This is a genomic window from Pseudomonas sp. HMSC063H08 (assembly GCF_001813645.1).
GTDB classification, from domain to species: domain Bacteria; phylum Pseudomonadota; class Gammaproteobacteria; order Pseudomonadales; family Pseudomonadaceae; genus Pseudomonas; species Pseudomonas aeruginosa.
In genome coordinates, this window is record NZ_KV813540.1 from 249,169 (window position 1) to 268,975 (window position 19,807).

A 19,807-nucleotide genomic window follows, 5' to 3' on the forward strand; every position below is an offset into this window, starting at 1 on the left:
AGTTGCTTTGTGCTGATCTTCAGTAACTAGTGATGGCGATGCCGACAGTCCGTTATTGGCCGTAGCTGCCCGCCACTAGTGTCAGCTTCCGGCCAGAAGCAGCCGCTCGATTTGGGCTGAATCTTACCTGTGGCGTTGCGTAGTCTATTACTAATGTCATCAGTCGGGATTTGGCAGGCTGCGGTGTGAAGCACGCGGCAGGCGAGAGCGAAGTCCAAGCAAGGGGGCAGTCGTGGAAAACTTCCATATTCTGGCGACCGTGCTTTCGATGATTCTGGGCTTGTCCATCACCAGGGTTCTGTTGGGCGCCATGACCGTTTTCAGGATTCGCCGCACGGCACAGCCAGACTGGGTCGCACTTGCTTGGGCACTCGTGCTTTTCCTGTTCCAACTGCAGTTCTGGTGGGCCCTAAACGACCTCCCCACCTTAAAGAATGCCTTTTCGTTCATCGAGTTCCTGCTTTTGGTCTGCCTGTCACTATCGCTGTTTAGTGCGGCGGCGTTGATATTGCCAAGTCGCAGCGAAGACGAGGCCGATGGCCTTCAGGTCTACTTTGAACAAGATGGACGCTTTGCCCTATTGGCGATCTGCATTTATCTAGGATTAGGAAGTACGACCAATATCCTGTTCTTCAACGCCTCACCATTCCAGCTATGGGGTGCGTTGGATTTGGTCATGTTCACAGTATCGCTGGCAGCGTTCTTCTCTCGCTCTCGCCGCTTTTACGCGCCACTGACACTGGTGTATCTACCCTTGGCAATGATAGATATCGCTGTTTCGTTGGGAGCGTAGAAAGTTAGCGCTTTTCAACACTCAGAGGCTACTGCCCGCTTGTGGCCGGTAGCTATCGCTCATTACCGGCTGCTTTCGCCCCCTGGCTGCCGTCAGCCGCTGACAGAAAAGGCCACAAGGAGTTTTGTGAAGCCAAGCCAAGGACACGTTCAACCCAAAACTAAAAATCCATGTCTACACAAAACCCTACCGCGACTCATAGAGCTATCGCAGAGCAGTGCAGCGAAGCGTGGTATGCTCCACCGCACGCTCAGATATCTGCCAAAGTGCCGGCAATAGCGCTTACTCTGATGGGCAATTTCGCATCGTTACCTCGAACTCATTGTAATCAAACGCCAGTACGCGAACGGTAGCAACCTCATTACTAAACGAGCGGCTTGCTCATATTGATACCGGTCACACAAAAGCCACTACCTTCATAAACATGTTTGGCTCGTTCGTTGTCGCCAGCTACTCGTAATTTTATCTGTTGAAATCCTCGAAGTTTAAGCTCCCGCTCCAAAGACTCCAAGGCCTGCTTGGCGAGACCTTTTCCCTGGTGGACGGGAAGAATGTGGAAATCATTTATAAATGCCAAGTGCAGGGACAGATCCTCTTCGTACCACAGATATCCTATGACCTCTTCAGGGCCATCTGCCGGATCGTACAGGCACAGCAAAGATTGTCCAGCCGTATTGATACCGTCAGGTAAATCATCTGCTATTTCCAATTTGGCTTGCACAAGAGATTCACTGTACGAAAGCCTATGACTGGATGAAATCTCAGATGCATAGGCAGGGACAAAATAATCGAGATAACCTGAGAATTCGCTTTCTCGCATAGGTCTTAACGAGATCATTGGACGCTTCCATTTTTTAATGTTTTTTCTAGGCAGAACATAAGTATTCAAAAAGTGAGAATTTCACAGCGCTAGCGCGATAATAATCAGCTACCAAAGGCATGACATCATCTCACGATAGAGCCCGAAAGGGTTCCGCCAGCACTAACGGAAAGACCAGACTTACACCCGCCCATGAGAGTTTACCGTATCGTCTCTCTTAAGTCTGGTAAACATCTGGGTCGGCTATTCGACCCGAGAGCCTGCCGATCATTGCCGAGGGCAACTCATGGTGCAAACTCTGTTAGGTAGTTCGTCTTCTTTGGTCGAACGGCAGCTTCCGAGCCCTAGCCGCTTCTCGTGGAGGACAGCTAATGCTGGCTCGTCACGCTCCCCACGAGAGCACGCTGCACTACACCGCTTGCACTGACATAAAGTCCAAGGGCGATGTCCATCATGATTGAGTAAGCAAGATCAGTTCAGCGGCCTTCGATCATTCCATTTCCTTACTGACTCCCTGCTGGGCAGATCAATCTAAACGAAAGGGTAAGTCCGCTCTTGGCCGAAAGCGGTCATTGAACGCCCACTCCACAAGCAATTGCCCCACGAATCCAGATCGCGCCTAGACCATCACGACGCAGTTACAGCATAGGAAAACCCACACGCTCTGGGGCAATGCGACATGAGTGGCTTCCCCTCCGCCAGCGTGCTCAGGAACGACTGGCAGAGGGGTCGCCCACCCTACACCCAACGCCGGAACAACAGGCTGGCATTCACCCCGCCGAAGCCGAAGCCATTGGACAGCGCGTGTTCCATCGGCCAGCGCCGGGCTTCGCCGCGAACCAGGTCGAGGCCCTCGGCGTCGGTGTCGGGCGTTTCCAGGTTGAGCGTGGCGGGGGCGAGCTGGTCGCGCAGTGCCAGGACCGTGAAGATCGCCTCGATGCCGCCGGCGGCGCCCAGAAGGTGGCCGGTGGCGGATTTGGTCGCGCTGATGGCGAGCCCGCTGCCGGTGCCGAACACGGCCTTGATGGCGGCCAGTTCGCCCTTGTCGCCTACCTGGGTGGAGGTGGCGTGGGCATTCAGGTGCTGCACCGCGGCCGCTTCCACGCCGGCCTGGCGCAGCGCCTGCTGCATGGCCCGGCGGGCGCCGCTGCCATCTTCCGGCCCGGCGGTCATGTGGTAGGCGTCGGCGCTGGTGCCGTAGCCCACCAGCTCGGCGATGGGCCTGGCGCCGCGCGCCAGGGCGTGCTCCAGTTCCTCGATGACCAGTAGGCCAGCGCCTTCGCCCATGACGAAGCCGTCGCGGGCCTGGTCGAAGGGGCGCGAGGCGCGTTCGGGGCTGTCGTTGAAATCGCTGGACAGGGCGCGCGCGGCGGCGAAGCCGGCCAGGCTGACCCGGTGGATGGTCGCTTCCGCGCCGCCGCAGAGCGCCACGTCGACCTCTCCCGCGCGGATCATCCGCGCCGCGTCGCCGATGGCTTGCACGCCCGCCGCGCAGGCGGTCACCGGGGCGCCCAGCGGTCCCTTGAAGCCATGGCGGATCGACACATGGGCGGCCGCCATGTTGCAGAGAAAGGACGGGATGGTGAAGGGCGACAGGCGCCGCGGTCCCTTGCCGTCGGTGGTCCGCACCGCTTCGGCGATGGCATGGAAGCCGCCCACCCCGGAGGCGATGACGGTCGCCGTGCGCTCCTGCGCCTCGGCGCTCTGCGGCGCCCAGCCGGCCTGCGCCAGGGCCTCTTGCGCGGCGGCCAGGGCGAAGAGGATGAAGCGGTCCATCTTGCGTTGTTCCTTGGCGGCCAGCAGCAGGTCGGGATCGAAGCCGGCCTGCGGGTCCTGGACACGGTCGGGGACCTGGCCGCCGATGCTGATGGGCAGGTCGCCGATCAGCTCCGCTGGGAGCGTGGCGATGCCCGATTGCCCGGCCAGCAGGCGTTGCCATATGGGTTCGACTCCGCAGCCCAGCGGGCTGACCGCGCCCATGCCGGTGACGACGATACGTTTGCTCATGAGGGTCCGAGTCCTTCTGTTCCGATGGAATAGCAGTCAGTGGACGTAACTATCATCATGAAAGTAACATGCGGACCAGCACTTTGTGAGCCTCGCCAAGGAAGAACCATGCAACGCAAGACCTTCGCCGATGCCGAATGCCCCATAGCCCGCAGCCTGGAACGGGTCGGCGAATGGTGGAGCATCCTGATCATGCGCGATGCGCTACAGGGCCTGCGCCGCTTCGACGAATTTTCCCGCAGCCTGGATATCGCGCCGAACATGCTCACCCGGCGCCTGAACGCGCTGGTGGAGGCGGGCCTGCTCGAACGCCAGCCCTACAGCCAGCGTCCGCTGCGCTATCAGTACGTGCCCACGGCCAAGGGCGAGGATTTTCGCGTCGTGCTCATGGCTTTCGTCGCCTGGGGCAATCGCCATTACGCAGAGGAAGGGCAGAGCGTGCAGCTCGTCGAGCGAACAAGCGGGCGGCCGGTGCGCTCGTTCATGGCGGCTCTCGCCGATGGCCGAACGGTACCGCTGGAGCAATGCACCGTGCAGGCCGGGCCTGCCGCCAGCGAGGAAATGCGCCAGCGCCTGGCGGCCATGCCGGAGCGGAGCGAGCTACCGGCTCGATGAACGGGCTCCCTGGCGTACGCCGCCTGGTCGAGGAGGCGGACGAGGCATTCGCGGTTCTGTTCCTTGTAGCTGGCCATCGTTCGCGGTCGTGGTTGGGAAAAACGCGATCGTCGAGGCTTGCGCATGGCGCTCGCAGGTCCGCCTCGCGAGCCGTTCGGCAACACCGCGAGCCCTCGGCCTGCTAGAGTGTGCAGCCTCGTTCGCGGAGGTCTGCATGCGTATTCTCGCCGATGAAAACATTCCCGTGGTCGACGCCTTCTTCGCCGACCAGGGCTCCATTCGCCGCTTGCCCGGGCGCGCCATCGACCGCGCGGCGCTGGCCGAGGTCGACGTGCTGCTGGTGCGCTCGGTCACCGAGGTCAGCCGCGCCGCGCTGGCCGGCTCGCCGGTGCGCTTCGTCGGCACCTGCACCATCGGCACCGACCACCTCGACCTCGACTACTTCGCCGAGGCCGGCATCGCCTGGTCCAGCGCGCCCGGCTGCAACGCCCGCGGGGTGGTGGACTACGTGCTCGGCTGCCTGCTGGCGATGGCCGAGGTGCGCGGCGCCGACCTGGCCGAACGCACCTATGGGGTGGTCGGCGCCGGGCAGGTCGGCGGGCGGCTGGTGGAGGTGCTGCGCGGGCTGGGCTGGAAAGTGCTGGTCTGCGATCCGCCGCGCCAGGCGCGCGAGCCGGACGGCGAGTTCGTCTCGCTGGAACGGCTGCTGGCCGAGGCCGACGTGATCAGCCTGCACACTCCGCTGAACCGCGACGGCGAACACCCGACCCGCCACCTGCTGGATGAACCCCGCCTGGCCGCCCTGTGTCCCGGTACCTGGCTGGTCAACGCCAGCCGTGGCGCGGTGGTCGACAACCAAGCCCTGCGCCGCCTGCTCGAAGGCGGCGCCGACCTGGAAGTGGCGCTGGACGTCTGGGAAGGCGAACCGCAGGCCGACCCCGAACTGGCCGCGCGCTGCCTGATCGCCACGCCGCACATCGCCGGCTACAGCCTGGAAGGCAAGCTGCGCGGCACCGCACAGATCTACCAGGCCTACTGCGCCTGGCGCGGCATCGCCGAACGCGTGAGCCTGCAAGACGTGCTGCCGGAAACCTGGCTCGCCGGCCTGCAACTCAACCCCGGCTGCGACCCGGTCTGGGCGCTGGCCACGCTGTGCCGCGCGGTATACGACCCGCGCAGCGACGACGCCGCCTTCCGCCGCAGCCTGACCGGCGACAGCGCCACCCGCCGCGCCGCCTTCGACGCCCTGCGCAAACACTACCCGCCGCGCCGCGAGATCACCGGCCTGCGCGTCGCCACCGGTGGACGGGCGGAGTTGCAGCGGGTGGTGCGGGCGCTGGGGGCGCAGTTGGTCTAGGAATGGGCGGCTGGTTCGGTCTACTTGAGCAACTGCTCAGGCGTCTCCTGCCGCCGATAGGGAAACACGTCGATCACCTTGCCCTCGCGGATCTGCTCCTGCAGGCCCTGCCAGTATTTGGCGTCGTAGAGGTTGCCGTGCAGCTTGGCGAATAGCCGGCGCTGGTTGAGGTCGACGAACAGGAAGCGCGGGAATTCTTCCGGGAACACGTCGTTGGGCCCCACCGAATACCAGGGCTCGGACGACATCTCGTCCTCGGGGAAGCGCGGCTCGGGGATGTAGCGGAAGTTCACCTCGGTGAGGTAGCAGATCTCGTCGTAGTCGTAGAACACCACCCGGCCATGGCGAGTCACGCCGAAGTTCTTCAGCAGCATGTCGCCGGGGAAGATGTTCGCTGCCGCCAGTTGCTTGATCGCCAGCCCGTAGTCGTTCAGCGCCTCGCGGGTCTGCGCCTCGCTGGCGTTCTCCAGGTAGATGTTCAGCGGGGTCATGCGCCGCTCCGTCCAGCAGTGGCGGATCAGCACCACGTCGCCTTCCATCACCACCGTCGACGGCGCCACTTCCAGCAGTTCTGCCAGGCACTCCGGCTCGAACTTGCTCACCGGGAAGCGGAAGTCGGCGAACTGCTGGGTGTCGGCCAGGCGTCCGACCCGGTCGTGGTTCTTCACCAACTGGTACTTCTGGATCACCGTGGCGTGGTCGACGCTCTTCGAAGGGTTGAAGCGGTCCTTGATGATCTTGAACACCGTGTTGAAGCCGGGCAGGGTGAACACGCTCATCACCATGCCGCGCACGCCGGGGGCCATGACGAAGCGGTCGTCGGTGGTCGCCAGGTGGTTGATCAGGGCGCGGTAGAACTCGCTCTTGCCCTGCTTGTAGAAGCCGATCGACGTGTACAGCTCGGCCAGGTGCTTGCCCGGCAGCAGGCGCTTGAGGAAGGCCACCAGCTCGGCCGGCACCGGCACGTCGACCATGAAGTAGGAGCGGGTGAAGGAGAAGATGATCGAGACTTCCGCCTCGTCGGTGATCACCGTGTCGAACTGGATGCCGTGGCCCTCGCGGTGCAGCAGCGGGAACACCAGCGGCCACTGCTCGTCCGGGGTGAACAGGCGACCCACCAGGTAGGCGCCCTTGTTGCGATAGAACACCGAGCCGATCAGCTCGATGGCCAGGTCCGGGTCCTTGCACACCCAGTCCGGCAGGTTGCTGTGCAGCAGTGCGTCGATCCGTTCGAGGTCGCGCTCGCGGTCGTCGTAGGGCACGTCGAAGCGGTAGTCGTCGAAGATCTTCTCCAGCGCCTGGCGCAGGTCGCCGCCCGGCCGGTAGGTGCGGGTGTAGGGCGCGCGGGCGTGGGCGCGCAGCGAGGGCCGGGTGGTGTGCACGAACATCGTGCCGTCGCTGATGTTGTCGTGGCTGAACAGCCCGCAGAAGATCGAGTTGAACCAGGTCTCGGCCAGCTCGTCGTCCAGCCGCAGGTCGATCTGCGCGATGTAGGCGCTCTTGATGATCGGCCAGCGCTCCACGTCCAGCAGCTCGCTGTCGGCCAGCCCCGCGCGCAGCCCGGCCACCGTCTCGGCGACCTTTTCCTCGTAGAGGTTGATCCGCTGCGCCGAGGCGCGCTGCGCTTCCTGCCACTGCGCCTGCTCGAAGCGGGCACGGGCGCCGTCGGTGATCTCGCGGAACTGCTCTCGGTAATCGTCGAAACCGCGCAGGATGAGGGCGGCGATTTCGCTGGCTGGGGCGCTCTGGACCATGCTGGCGTCCTTTCGTTGTTCGAAGGTCGAGCTTAGCCAGAGCCGCGCGGCAGGGAAAGCGCGATCTCCGACCGGCTGGTCGAGCCCGGCGCAGACGCTTATGCTGGGTGGCCAGACAGCCCAGGGATGACCGCAATGACCGCCGAATCGCCGACGATCCGCCTCGAACGCTACAGCGAACGCCACGTGGAAGGCCTCACCGCCCTGTACAACGACCCCGCCGTGGCCCGCCAGGTCCTGCAGATGCCCTACCAGTCGGTGGAGCAGCGCCGCAAGCGCCTGCACGACAGCGCGGACGACGACCGCCTGCTGATCCTCGTCGCCCTGCACCAGGGGGACGTCATCGGCAGCGCCAGCCTCGAACAGCACCCGCGCATCCGCCGCAGCCACAGTGGCAGCATCGGCCTGGGCGTCGCCGTCGCCTGGCAGGGCAAGGGCGTCGGCAGCCGTCTGCTCGGCGAACTGCTGGACATCGCCGACAACTGGATGAACCTGCGCCGCGTCGAACTCACCGTCTACACCGACAACGCCCCGGCGCTGGCGCTGTATCGCAAGTTCGGCTTCGAGACCGAAGGAGAGATGCGCGACTACGCGGTGCGGGATGGGCGCTTCGTGGACGTGTACAGCATGGCGCGCTTGCGGAGGGTCGAGGGGCGGGTGGGGGAGTGAGGATGGCCGGGAGGCTGCCTCCGGCCAGCAGCGGCCAGTTTGCCCGGCAAATGAATCCGTCCCCAACCTTTTACTCGGAAGTTCGTCGATAGCAGGATGTGCGCGTGATCCGCTCAGTGGTTCAACTTGAACATATTGGCGTGAACGCAATAGGGGACTGCATAGCGGGTCGTCAGGTGGTTCTCCAGTTCCGTAGCTGCCGAGGCGAGGTTCGTCAATTCGTGAACGCCGGAGTTGGGATCGAAGAAATAGAGATCGCTACCGTCATAGGCAAGCGCCACCGAGTGGGGCGTAGGGCTTTGCATGGCGATCAGGGCCGCGCCGCGCCGGCTGCGAATCAACAGCTGGATGGTGTGCGTCAGCAACTGGACGAAGCCTCCCTCGAAGAAGGAGGACAAGGTTCCAATCGATTTGCATCCCAGGGTCTGTGCCTCCTGTGAGTAGAGGTTATGAAACGCCTGGATCGCCTTGCCCTGATTGCGAATACCGGGAAGGTTGCCCCCGCTGGGGTTGCTGATCGGCACGCCGTCGATACCGGTTTCATAGGTGCCGGAACTCATGAGACCACCACAGATCTGGTCCTGCAGATCCATGATTCGCTCAACCTTCCCACCGATATTCCGCTGTTGCATCAGGTCGGCAAGTCCTGGCACCGGACCCAGGTCGAGCGCGCGCATGCAGAAATAAAAGGAAATGCCCTCGCAGGAGCCATCGTGCCGTGCGTTGAAGTCACCTTGCTTGCAACCCAAAATGAGAGTGATAGCCATACCATGCTCCTTGCTTATTCGCGGCTTTCACGACCAGCTTCGATTGGCCGAGCCGGATATTCGAAGTGCGTCCTGTTCGAGGAACGGCCACTGAAGGCGTGCAACCGCAATCAGGCAGGCGCCTGACGCTTCAAAAAGAGAAAAAGTATTGGGCGCAGGGCCAAGTGGATGGCCTGTCGCCCCCCGAAGAATAGCTGCCCCCAAGCGGCTGCTTTGGCTGAAAGACAACCTGGGATCGACGCTGGCCAGAATCGGCTTCGGGCCGTCGCGAAACCGGGCCCGACAAGGAATGAAGGTGGAGTCGGAACATGAGTGATTACATCGAGACCCTGCGCTCGAAATACGATGCCCACTTCGGCAGCGAACCGAGCACGGTCTTTCCAGGCCACGAATACTGGGACGATAGCGCTGGCGTGCCGGCGATCGACGTATTCGTCTACCGCAAAGAGGACACGGGCAGGCCGCACGATGTGCTGATCACCGCCGGGATGAGCCGCCAGCCCATGAACTTCCTGCCCACCTATGAAGGAGAGCGCTGGGCGAGCGAACTGATCTGGTATTTCGACGAGGCGGACCGGCACGACCTCCAGACCACCCAATGGCTGGCCGGGCTTCCGTTCTACGACAGGTTCGTCCTGGGCTTCGGGCATACGGTGCAGTTCGGCATGCCGATCTTCGAGGGTGGGCACCTGCGCCATTTCCTGCTGCTGAATACCCTGGTGAAGATCGATGCGCGGCTGTTCGACGATTTCCACGCGGCAGCCCATCCCGTCGACCTGTTGTGGGTCGTGCCGCTTTCCGAACGGGAATACCGGCTCAAGCGCGAACAGGGAATCGATGGCTTGATGCCGGTCTTTGCGGAAAACGCGCATCCGGTGACAGTGGACAAGCAGCGCGGCTGTTATCTGGGAGGCGAGGGCGTGTGACGAAGGATCCTGCGACGGACAGCGGCCTGAACGTGCGCCTGGTCGCCGCGTTTGCCGGCTGGAAAGGCATTCCCTGGCTATGCTGGGCCCACAGCGACCTGTCCCCGCGGCTGGTCCTGCATGCGGACCGTGTCGAGTTCCGCGTCATCCGCACGCGCTCGAAGCCGTATTCCAGCATTTCCCGGGTGGACTACCGGAAATGGCACTACACCGAGAACATCGTGCTGGAGTTCACCGACTCGCTGACGACCTTCATCGGCAATACGATGAATCCCGCCACGGCACGGCAGGCGATTCGGTACTTGCAGGAAAAGGGCTGTCCGTTGTCGGAGCGGGCCAGCAACCTGGCTATGGCGTAGGGTGAATAACCGCAGCGCGGTTATCCGCCGGTTCGGCGCGGTATCGGCGGATAATGCCGTGGAATTATCCGTCTACGACTTTCCAAACCTCATCCATCCGTCGACCGCGTGACCTCTTCCCACGCCGCGATTTCCTCCTCCAGCGCCTTCAGCTTCTGCCGCACCAGCCCCAGTGCATCGCTGCCCAGCAGCAGGTGCGCCGGCGGGTTTTCCGCGTCGATGGCCTGGAGCATGGCGCGCGCGGCTTTGCGCGGGTCGCCCGGCTGCTTGCCGCTCTTTTCCTGGCGCGCCTGGCGGACCGGGTCGAAGAGCGCGTCGTAGTCGGCGATGGTGCGGGGGCTGCGGACCATCGAACGGCCGGCCCAGTCGGTGCGGAAGGAGCCGGGGGCCACCGCGGTGACGGCGATGCCGAGGCCGGCCACTTCCTTGCCCAAGGCTTCGGAAACCCCTGCCAGGGCGAACTTGCTGCCGCAGTAGTAGGCGATGCCGGGCATGGTGATGTAGCCGCCCATGGAGGTGATGTTGAGGATATGACCGCGTCGGCGCCGACGCATGTAGGGCAGCACGACCTGGATCATCGCGACCGCGCCGAACAGGTTGACCTCGAACTGCCGGCGCATCTCGGCCAGCGGCGACTCCTCGAGGATACCTTCATGACCATAGCCGGCACTGTTCACCAGCACGTCCAGCGGGCCGATGTCGCGCTCGATGGCTGCGACCGTCGGCTCGATGGCGGCGAGGTCGGTGACGTCCAGCAACCGGCCGAAGGCCTGTCCCGGCGCCACGGCTTCCAGTGCGCTCCTGGCCTCCTCGCTGCGCACCGTGCCCACCACGCGGTGACCGGCATCCAGGGCCTCGCGGGCCAGGGCCTGGCCGAAGCCGCTGCTGGCGCCGGTGATCAACAGGGTTTTGCGAAACGACATGGCGATGACTCCGTTACGGGGGAATGAGTGCACAATACGCAGCAATACCCCCGTTTAAGAGACCTGTATTTCTCATTTTATTGCCTGATCCTATGAGCGCATCACTGCCTGATTTAGAAGCCATCCGCTCCGCCGACCGACAGCGCATGGTCGCGTTGCTCGAAAACCTGGCGCCCCGGGAGGGCTACAACCTCACCGGGCTCGACAGCGTCCGCCTGCTGCGTTCGGATCGTCCGCTGGCGCGGACGCCGGTGCTCTACGATCCGGGGATCGTCATCGTTTGCCAGGGGCGAAAGCGCGGCTATTTCGGCGAGCAGATCTACCTGTACGACGAGCAGCACTACCTGGCCGTGGCGGTGCCGGTGCCGTTCACCATGGAGACCGATGCCATGCCAGAGCGACCGCTGCTGGCGATCTACCTGCACCTGGATTTCACGCTGGCGGCCGGGCTGGCGGTGGAGATCGACCGCCAGCGCGCGCTTGCGCAGGTCGAAGCGCCGCGCAGTCTGATGTCCAGCCCTATGGACGCGCCGCTGCGGGCATCGGTGATGCGCTTCCTGGAGGCGCTGGGCGATCCGCTGGAGACAGCGATCCTCGCGCCTGCGCTACTGCGCGAGCTGTACTTCCGCGTGCTCACCGGCCCTCAGGGCGGCGCCATGCGCGCGGCACTGGCCATGCGCGGGCGCTTCGGCAACATTGCCCGGGCGCTGCGCCGCATCCACGCGCAATACGCCGAGCCGCTCGAGCTGGCGCAACTGGCGGGCGAGGCGGGGATGAGCGTGCCGTCGTTCCACAGCCACTTCAAGGCGATCACCCAGACCTCGCCGATGCAGTACCTGAAGTGCACACGCCTGCACCAGGCGCGTCTGCTGATGGTGCGCCAGGGCATGAGCGCCCAGGCCGCCTGCCATGCGGTCGGCTACGCCAGCGCTTCGCAGTTCAACCGCGAGTTCAAGCGTCTGTTCGGCCGCTCGCCGCTGGCCGAGGCCCGGCGCCTGCGCGCGGGATTCTCGCTGCCGCCGGCGCAGGGGGAGGCGGAGTACGTGTCGTCGCATTAGGGCGAGCGTGGAGTCGGTTCGCCTTCCTGCTCTTGGCCGAGTTCGCTAGGTGAATGTCGGTTGCATTGCCGCTGTTGGCGTCTTGGTGCAGTGACAGTCCTGGCCGGGTGACGCGAATCCTGCGCGGGGTGTGCAAGCCGTTACCCGTACCGACTGCACTGTTTGCCTATCCATCCGGTGCCGCCTGCCGTAATGGTCGGGTCCTTGCGTGCTTGGCGATGGAGTCTCGAAATGATTGGGTTTTACGACTTGTAAGTTGGGAGTTTTCTTACTTCTAACTCAGGATTTTCAATTTTCTATAAATGCCACACTTCCCGCATCTTCAACTCATCGCTTTCCATCCTGCCATCTGCTAACCCAATGACGCCTCATGCCTTTGCTCGCTGGAATCTTCTGCTTCTGGTCGCTTCCATCTTTGCCGGACTTGCCTTTGCTCCGAGTGCCGATCTTTCCGCCTTGCCCACTCCTGAAGCCCGGAAGTGGGTTCTGGCGGAAGTTCCGTCCGTTGCGGTTGATACGACAGTTGCCGGCAAGTTGGCTGGAATGTCGTGGTGGGGGAGAGCCGTGGACGAGGAGCGCGAAGCTGAATCGAAGCGGGTTTCGGTGGGCGTGGATGGAGTGGCGCTAATCAAGGTCGATTGGCTGCTACGCGGCATTGTCCGCGATGAAGGCGGCATCTTCGCCCTTGTTGCCAAAAGCGCCGAGGAGCCTCTGCGGCGTTTTGCGGCGGGCGCCACTCTGCCTGGCGGCGAGCGTCTGGAGAGCATCACTGAACAAGGAATCCGCTTCTCGTTCTCGCAGGACGGGAACACCCAGGGTTTTGAAAGGAAACTGTATGCACCCTTGCCATAGGCCGAGCTTTGCCTTCTTGCGCCACCCGTTGTCCGTTGTCGTCTGTCTGGCCCTATTGGCAGGTTGCAGTACTTCCCCATTGCAGTTTCCCGAACCATTGCTCGCGAAGTCGGAAAAAGCCAAGGCAACCGAGGGCGTAGCCCTGGTGAGCGACGACGGAAAGAAAGCTACGGCATCGATGGCTGTTCCGAAGACGGAGTTCAGTGGCACACCCACATCGCCTCGGTCGATCGTAGGCGGTGTAGTCGATCGAATGGACAAGGCGATCCTCGACGACAAGAAGGCTGACATCAGTCTGAACGTGGAGGACGTGCAGCTTGCCGCATTCATCAACGAGGTATTCGGCAACATCCTCGGTTTGCCGTTTGAGATCGAAAGCGCTCTGAAGGAAAAGACTGATCGCGTGACCGTTCGTTTGGAACAGCCGCAGACTGCACAGATGGTCTACGAAGTCGCGCGCCAGGTGCTCGTCAACTACGGCGTGGAGATACTCCACCAAGGCGATATCTATCGCTTCCAGATCAAGCAGGTAGGGCTCAGCCCGGACGAGCCGCCCATTCTCATCAGTGGCGAAGCACGGCCTAGTGTGCCGATTGCCTATCGGCCGGTATTTCAATTCGTGGCGTTGCACAGCGTCGACCCCAAGGATGTGATTCCCTGGTTGAACAGTGCCTACGAAAAATCCGGCCTGAGCGTGATGGCCGATGGTGCGCGGAGTGGCTTGATGCTCAAGGGCATGTCTTCCATCGTCAACCAGGCCACCGAAGCCGTCCGCCTTCTCGATCAACCTTTCATGCGTGGACGTCACAGCCTGCGTATCGACCCGGCCTTCGTCAGTGCTGCCGACATGGCCAGTCAACTCAAGAGCGTGATTGCGGCGCAAGGCTACAGCGTCGGTATCGGCGAAGCGGTCGGCAGCATAATGCTGGTACCGCTGGAAAGTTCCAATGGCCTCATCGTCTTCGCCAACGATGGCCAGCTTCTCGACTTGGTGCGCGAGTGGGCGCAGCAGGTCGACAGGGCTCCGATGGCGGTTGCCGCAGGTATCGGCGAGGAGAAGGAAGGGCTGTTCTTCTACGAAGCTCGCAATACCCGTGTCACCGAACTGGCCAAGTCGTTGCGGGCATTGGTATCGGGGTTCGCTGGGGAGGGTGCCTACGGGATCACCTCCGGACTGCAAAGCAGCGCTTCCAAGCGATCTGGCGGTGGCAGGCGCGCCGGAGAAGATGGCGCGGCACCGGCGGTCGCTCCCTTGCTGCAAGCCGCAGGTGCCGCCGCGTTGGTGGGGGGCGACAGTGCTAACGGTTTGCTCGGTGGCTTGGCGGCCGGTATCAGCGGCAGCGGCAGCATAGTGGAGGACGAGAATCGAAACGCCATCTTGTTCCGAGGAGCGGCGCGTACCTGGCAGCAGATGCAGGGCTTGCTCCGGGAAATGGACAAGCCGGCCCGCCAGGTATTGATCGAGGTGACGGTGGCCAGCGTAAGTCTCAGCGACACCCAGGAGTTGGGCGTGGAGTGGGAGATGCTCAACGGCAGTTTCAATAGCGCGACCTCGACCGGAAGCAAGGGCAGCGCCGGGAAAGGAGGCTTCAACTACGTCATCAACACCGCCGGAGGCAATACCGCAGCCATCCAGGCAATGGCGGACAATCAACGAGTCCGGGTACTCGCCACTCCCCGTATCTTGGTCAAGAGCGGCGAGCAGGCCAACATCAATGTCGGTCGGGATATTCCTATCCCAACGGCTCAGGTCAACGACGACAGCACCACTGCTGGAAGCACCAACCTGCGCAATGAAATTGCCTACCGCTCTACCGGCACAATTTTGAATGTCGCCCCCGTAGTCTACTCGGATAGTCGGGTCGATCTTACGGTCAGCCAGGAGTTGAGCGACAGTGGCGGTTCTTCCGGCGGCGGTGGCAAGGCCAGTGGCGGAGGAATCAGCGCTCCGGAGATTTCCAGGACGTCGCTGGAAACATCGCTTACGTTGAAAAGCGGTGGGTCGGTGCTGATGGGGGGGCTGATTCGGGACAACATAACGGACTCCAACGCTGGCGTGCCTCTCCTGAAGGACATTCCCGGGATCGGTTTCCTCTTCGGACGCCAGAAAGCCGTGAAGACCCGTGAAGAAGTCATCATGTTGATCCAGCCTTACGTGCTGGAAAGTGATGCCGATGCCAGGGAAGTGACGGAAAAGCTGCGCGCCATGCTGAGCAAGACACTGGCCTGCTCCGATAGACCGGGCGCCTGCCGTATGGAATGAGGTCGGTCACCTGCAACACTCATCTAGACGACTCTCGTCGTGGTCCCCGATAGGCCTGGAACTTTCCGGGCCGTATCCATCCATAAAAATCTATTGCGAATCTTCTTTCTAAATGCTCAGAAGTAGCCTTTTACTTCTGGGTGTGACCCGGTTTTTAGAAACGTTTGTTCGTGATCGCTTGGATATTCTTAAGAATTTTCTCTATTTTACGGTTTTTGTTTTTACCTTCTTTCGTAGGAAAATTCATTTATTAAATAGGAAGAGGTGAAAACGCACTTTTTGCTATTGCTGAGGTGCTTTGGCAATTATATAAAGCCATCCGTTGGTGCCTGTGTGGCCACTTCAGGTAGTGGTTGGGCGTCAATTCGATCGGTGTCACCGGAATGATTGGAAGTATTCATGGTGTCAGGCCTGTCGATGTGTTGGTTGATTACCGATACATGATCATTAGCGTGTCGTCCAAAGATGGACACTTGACTGGAATGCTCAATATAAACGCTTCAAGGAGTTATTTTCTCATGCTCAAAAGAACACTACTCAGCGCCGCTGTAGCTTCGGCACTGTTTGCTGGAGTCGCGAACGCTGCCGGAGTGGTTGCTATTGCCACAAGCCCCACTCTGGAGGCGAACTCGCCTGGTGCAACCGAGCAGTACGGACCAGGACAGGCCAACTATGTCGTCGGCAAGAGTGTGGAAAATGGTGCCAACCTCGACAGCAAGGCGGCCAACATCACCCTGGCTCAGGAGATTTTCGGCAACAAGTCCGAAGAAACTACCTTTGACCTGCCCAGCGTTACCTACACCATCGATCCAGTGAAGGCTGGAAATGCCGCTGCGGGCCACACCATCAAGCTGACCCTTGGTCGTACCGTCGTGCGCTTCGCCAAGGCCGTGACCGCCAACCAGATCAAGATCGGCGCCCTGGCGGCGGGTAGCGGCTTCGTCATCACCAGCGGCACTGGCGCCACCGACAACACGCTTGAGCTGCGCCTCGACCAGGCGGGTGCCGACATGATCAAGCAGACCGCAACCGGCGGCAACGTGGTGTTCTTCAACTTCCGCGAGCCGAGCAGCCAGGACAGTCAGCCTGCCAAGGTCACCAACATGCGCGCTCCGCTTCAGGGCGATGCCACCTTCGTGGCTGGATCCTGGAATCCGAAAGTGAGCCTGCAGAACGACCCGCTGAACGAATTGCGTTTCCAGGTCACGGTTTCCGCACAGTTCGATACCACCACTGGCGCCGATGCTGGCAACCCTGCGAATAACGACTCTGCACCGCCCCTGACCATTTTCACTTCGCTGCCCGCGGTTTACTGGGACGTTCTCAACACCAACCAGTATGGGCAGAATCGCGTCCTGCATCCGTTGAACCTGAACAATCAGGATCGCTCCTTCGATACCACGGTGTCCGTCGGTGGCGATAACACCGATTATTATGGTGCCAACTATGCGCGTCTGGGCGCCGTACGGCTCGGCATCAATACGGATGTGCTCAACGAGGCGGGTCGAACCGTGTTTGGTTTCGCCGGTGGCGACAAGGTGACCAGCACCCTGTCGGGTAACTTCAACGGGATCAGCGACATTGGCCTGACCACCGGGAACTGCTCCGCCTTTGCCGCCAATCCGGGGGCTGCCGCCAAGCTCTGGAATTCTGCCGCCATCGAAGGTGTAGTGGATGCGCAGGGCAACGGTACTTTGCCGGTATCGTTCGACAACTCGAATATCAACCAGACCTACAATGTCTGCGTGAAGGCTTCCGGCACCGTGCCGATGCAGGCGCTGCAACGTTTCGACGTGGGTGATCTGAAGGTCGACTTCGAGAACGTACGCTATGTCGACCGTACCATTGCAGGCAACCGTCTCGACGAGTTCTGGAAGAACAGTTGCGTCGCCAGTCTGTTCAATCTGCCTGGCTCCAATGTTTCCGACCAGTTCTTCATTCGTCTGACCAACACCAGCGACGATGGTCGGGACGGCAAGGTGCGCGGGGTACTGTTCGACCAGAACGGTAAGCGTTATCCGGCGACTGGCAGCACCTACCTGACCGACTCGAGCGGGAAGACTGCCCTGAAAGCGCACGAAACCGGTGTGTACACCGTAACCGAAGTAGCCAAGGCCTTCGGTATCGACGGTACCAACTGGAACGGTGCCAACGGTCGCGCACGTCTGGTCCTGGAAGGCGAGTTCCCAACTTGCGAGGCGCTCGGCCTGATCCGCTCTGCCAATGGCACCATCACCAACATGACCTCCACCACCCAAGGCAACTTCAACGAAGATGGCTCGTCCACCTCGGAGAACCACAAGGCTGGTAACAACCGCAACTAAGTCACTTTAGCTGCAGGCCAAAGGAGGCGATCTTCTCGATCGCCTCCTTTTCCACTGGGTAAGTAGAAAGAGAGTGCGTTACAGACGGGCTCGATGGGAGTTCTTACCCCTGAAAACCCAGCTCTGTACGTATCAAGGTGAGGCGAGATGCGCGTATTGGTCACAGGAGGTGCAGGATTCATTGGCTCTCATGTGTTGGTCGAACTCTTAGGCCAAGGCGCCAAGGTTGTGGTTCTGGATAATCTTGTCAACGGTTCTTCGGAATCTCTAAAGCGAGTGGAAAGAATAACCGGGCATCCGGTTGGCTTCGTACTGGGAGATGTTAGAGACAGTCTTCTTGTTGAGCGCCTGCTGATCGATGAGAAGGTTGATGCGGTCATTCATCTGGCAGGGTTGAAAGCTGTTGGAGAAAGCGTTGATGACCCGCTGGAGTATTACGAGAGCAACGTTCAGGGAACTATTTCGCTGCTACGCGCCATGCAGAGGGTCGGGGTATTCAAGATTGTCTTCAGTTCTTCCGCAACGATCTATCAGATGCCTGGCACCTTGCCTATATCCGAGAGTTCGAAAGTGGGAGGCGTGGCCAGTCCCTATGGCCGGACAAAACTGACTGCCGAGCACATGCTCGATGACCTGGCTAGCTCCGATGCGCGTTGGTCCATCGCGGTGCTCAGATACTTCAATCCCATCGGTGCTCATGAAAGCGGCCTCATCGGTGAGGACCCATGCGGTACCCCAAACAATCTTCTGCCCTATATCGCCCAGGTTGCAGTCGGACGTTTGAGTCGGTTGACGGTACATGGCGGCGACTATCCGACTATCGACGGGACGGGAGTCCGGGACTACATCCATGTTTGCGACCTGGCAGCAGGACATACCAGGGCGCTCGAATACCTGGGGCAGGGGCACGGCTACCACGTCTGGAATCTTGGGACGGGCACCGGCTATTCGGTCTTGCAGGTCATCGAAGCTTTCGAGCGAGTCTCTGGCAGGCGCATTCCCTTTACGGTGTCCGGTCGCCGCCCAGGCGATGTGGCCGAGTGCTGGGCGGATGTTTCCAAGGCGGAGCGAGAGTTGGGCTGGAAGGCGGGGCTGGGCCTCGAATGCATGATTGCGGATGCCTGGCGCTGGCAGGTTTCCAATCCGAGTGGGTATTCATGAATCACGCCGCTGTTGTCGATGGGTTGCCTTTTAGCAACCTTGCGCTGATCTCCAATCAGGCTTTTTCAATCTACAATTTTCGTGGCGATTTCATTCGAGAGGTCGTACGTCGAGGAGCGAAGGTCTACGCTTTCGCTCCAGACTATGATGAAGTGACAAGCCGTCAAGTTTCGGAGCTTGGAGCAATTCCGGTTTCCTACAGCTTGAAACGTGCGGGCATGAATCCCTTTCAGGAGTTGCACGCACTCCTGAGTCTGATCTGCAAGCTGCGGGCGCTGAAGATCGATGCCGTGTTCAGTTACTTTATAAAGCCCGTTATCTACGGTGGTATCGCGGCTTTTTTGACGGGCGTCAGATTACGCTATTCGATGATCGAAGGCGCTGGTTTCATCTATTCGGAAGAAGGCTATACCCATTTTCTACGGAAGCTGCTTAGGCATGTCGTGACCTGTTCGATCAGGTTGGTCCTTCGGTTCTCGTCTCGTGTATTTCTGCTCAATCAGGATGACTATGACCTGTTTGTGAGCCCTCGGCTGGCCAAGACGGGACGTGCCTTGATATTGCCGGGTATAGGCGTCGATCTTGATTATTTTGCCGCGAGTTCTCCCGTGTTGCGGCCTATTACTTTCGTGTTTGTCGCTCGTCTTCTCAAGGAGAAAGGTATCTATGATTTTGTGGAAGCCGCGAGAATCGTTAGAAAACGCAGTCCGCTCGCGCGTTTTCTGGTCTTGGGAGGCGTCGACAGTAATCCAGGAAAGGTTTCACGGGAGGAAATGAATCAGTGGGTAGCCGAAGGCTTGTTGGAGTGGCCTGGCCATGTGCATGACATCAAGGCATGGGTGGTCAATACAAGTGTATTCGTGCTGCCATCCTATTATAGAGAAGGTGTGCCGAGAAGTAGTCAGGAGGCCATGTCCCTGGGGAAGCCTGTGATAACGACTGACTGGACGGGATGTCGTGAAACGGTACTGGATGGTGTCAATGGGTTTCTGGTACCGATCAAGAGTCCGCAGAGTTTAGCCGCGGCAATGTTGAAGTTCATCGAGTCGCCTTCGCTCATCGCACGTATGGGAGAAGCCAGTAGATCGTTGGCGGAACAGCGCTATGACGTTTTCAGGATAAACAATACGATGCTTTCTGCGTTGTAGGGATCTGGCTG

The 19,807-nt window shown here is 60.8% G+C and carries 17 protein-coding genes; 12 read left to right on the top strand and 5 right to left on the bottom strand.

Going from position 1 to position 19,807, the window contains the following annotated elements; translation table 11 throughout:
- Positions 1-232 precede the first annotated feature (232 nt).
- Entirely contained in the window at positions 233-793 is a 561-nt protein-coding gene (locus HMPREF2924_RS23625) for a hypothetical protein (RefSeq protein WP_025991802.1), read from the top strand.
- A gap of 364 nt (positions 794-1,157) precedes the next feature.
- On the opposite strand, the gene HMPREF2924_RS34840 is transcribed toward HMPREF2924_RS23625, so the two are convergent.
- The gene (locus HMPREF2924_RS34840) at positions 1,158-1,631 is read right to left on the bottom strand and encodes a GNAT family N-acetyltransferase (RefSeq protein WP_023657597.1); all 474 of its coding nucleotides are present in this window, start codon (positions 1,629-1,631) and stop codon (positions 1,158-1,160) included.
- A 720-nt stretch (positions 1,632-2,351) separates the two neighbouring features.
- The gene (gene fabF, locus HMPREF2924_RS23635) at positions 2,352-3,620 is read right to left on the bottom strand and encodes a beta-ketoacyl-ACP synthase II (protein ID WP_003133331.1); all 1,269 of its coding nucleotides are present in this window, start codon (positions 3,618-3,620) and stop codon (positions 2,352-2,354) included.
- Positions 3,621-3,728: 108 nt separating this feature from the next.
- Between fabF and HMPREF2924_RS23640 the strand changes: the two genes are divergently transcribed.
- The gene (locus tag HMPREF2924_RS23640; RefSeq protein WP_003086962.1) at positions 3,729-4,235 is read left to right on the top strand and encodes a winged helix-turn-helix transcriptional regulator; all 507 of its coding nucleotides are present in this window, start codon (positions 3,729-3,731) and stop codon (positions 4,233-4,235) included.
- A gap of 214 nt (positions 4,236-4,449) precedes the next feature.
- Positions 4,450-5,592, top strand: a complete 1,143-nt coding sequence (gene pdxB / locus HMPREF2924_RS23645) for a 4-phosphoerythronate dehydrogenase PdxB (protein ID WP_003133328.1) — start codon at positions 4,450-4,452, stop codon at positions 5,590-5,592.
- A 20-nt stretch (positions 5,593-5,612) separates the two neighbouring features.
- On the opposite strand, the gene aceK is transcribed toward pdxB, so the two are convergent.
- Positions 5,613-7,346 (bottom strand): bifunctional isocitrate dehydrogenase kinase/phosphatase, encoded by a 1,734-nt coding sequence (gene aceK, locus HMPREF2924_RS23650; RefSeq protein WP_003133326.1) that lies wholly within the window; start codon positions 7,344-7,346, stop codon positions 5,613-5,615.
- 135 nt (positions 7,347-7,481) lie between these two features.
- Here aceK and HMPREF2924_RS23655 point away from each other — a divergent pair, with 135 nt between their 5' ends.
- A complete protein-coding gene (locus HMPREF2924_RS23655; RefSeq protein ID WP_003109583.1) occupies positions 7,482-8,015 on the top strand; it encodes a GNAT family N-acetyltransferase in 534 nt (177 codons plus the stop codon).
- Positions 8,016-8,128: 113 nt separating this feature from the next.
- On the opposite strand, the gene HMPREF2924_RS23660 is transcribed toward HMPREF2924_RS23655, so the two are convergent.
- Positions 8,129-8,782 (bottom strand): hypothetical protein, encoded by a 654-nt coding sequence (locus tag HMPREF2924_RS23660; protein WP_016561706.1) that lies wholly within the window; start codon positions 8,780-8,782, stop codon positions 8,129-8,131.
- A gap of 308 nt (positions 8,783-9,090) precedes the next feature.
- Here HMPREF2924_RS23660 and HMPREF2924_RS23665 point away from each other — a divergent pair, with 308 nt between their 5' ends.
- Positions 9,091-9,708, top strand: a complete 618-nt coding sequence (locus HMPREF2924_RS23665) for a suppressor of fused domain protein (RefSeq protein ID WP_003133321.1) — start codon at positions 9,091-9,093, stop codon at positions 9,706-9,708.
- Positions 9,705-10,067 carry a hypothetical protein gene (locus HMPREF2924_RS23670; RefSeq protein ID WP_003082890.1) on the top strand — a complete coding sequence of 121 codons (363 nt, stop codon included), beginning with the start codon at positions 9,705-9,707 and terminating at the stop codon, positions 10,065-10,067. The genes HMPREF2924_RS23665 and HMPREF2924_RS23670 overlap by 4 nt, the downstream gene beginning before the upstream one ends.
- An 89-nt stretch (positions 10,068-10,156) precedes the next feature.
- Here the strand turns inward: HMPREF2924_RS23670 and HMPREF2924_RS23675 are convergent, their stop codons facing one another.
- Positions 10,157-10,990 (bottom strand): oxidoreductase, encoded by an 834-nt coding sequence (locus HMPREF2924_RS23675; RefSeq protein WP_003133319.1) that lies wholly within the window; start codon positions 10,988-10,990, stop codon positions 10,157-10,159.
- 92 nt (positions 10,991-11,082) lie between these two features.
- Here HMPREF2924_RS23675 and HMPREF2924_RS23680 point away from each other — a divergent pair, with 92 nt between their 5' ends.
- From HMPREF2924_RS23680 to HMPREF2924_RS23705, 6 genes are all read left to right on the top strand, one after another.
- On the top strand, positions 11,083-12,048 hold the full coding sequence (locus HMPREF2924_RS23680) for an AraC family transcriptional regulator (protein WP_003133317.1): 966 nt from the start codon (positions 11,083-11,085) through the stop codon (positions 12,046-12,048).
- A 360-nt stretch (positions 12,049-12,408) separates the two neighbouring features.
- Positions 12,409-12,900: a hypothetical protein gene (locus tag HMPREF2924_RS23685; protein WP_003133315.1), complete on the top strand. Its 492-nt coding sequence runs from the start codon at positions 12,409-12,411 to the stop codon at positions 12,898-12,900.
- On the top strand, positions 12,884-15,163 hold the full coding sequence (locus tag HMPREF2924_RS23690; protein WP_003133312.1) for a type II secretion system protein GspD: 2,280 nt from the start codon (positions 12,884-12,886) through the stop codon (positions 15,161-15,163). The genes HMPREF2924_RS23685 and HMPREF2924_RS23690 overlap by 17 nt, the downstream gene beginning before the upstream one ends.
- 518 nt (positions 15,164-15,681) lie before the next feature.
- Positions 15,682-17,487, top strand: coding sequence for a hypothetical protein (locus HMPREF2924_RS23695; RefSeq protein WP_003133310.1), 1,806 nt, complete (start codon positions 15,682-15,684; stop codon positions 17,485-17,487).
- Between the two features lie 147 nt (positions 17,488-17,634).
- Positions 17,635-18,648: a UDP-glucose 4-epimerase GalE gene (galE, locus tag HMPREF2924_RS23700; protein ID WP_003133307.1), complete on the top strand. Its 1,014-nt coding sequence runs from the start codon at positions 17,635-17,637 to the stop codon at positions 18,646-18,648.
- Positions 18,649-18,671: 23 nt separating this feature from the next.
- The gene (locus HMPREF2924_RS23705) at positions 18,672-19,796 is read left to right on the top strand and encodes a glycosyltransferase family 4 protein (protein WP_003133305.1); all 1,125 of its coding nucleotides are present in this window, start codon (positions 18,672-18,674) and stop codon (positions 19,794-19,796) included.
- Positions 19,797-19,807 lie beyond the last annotated feature (11 nt).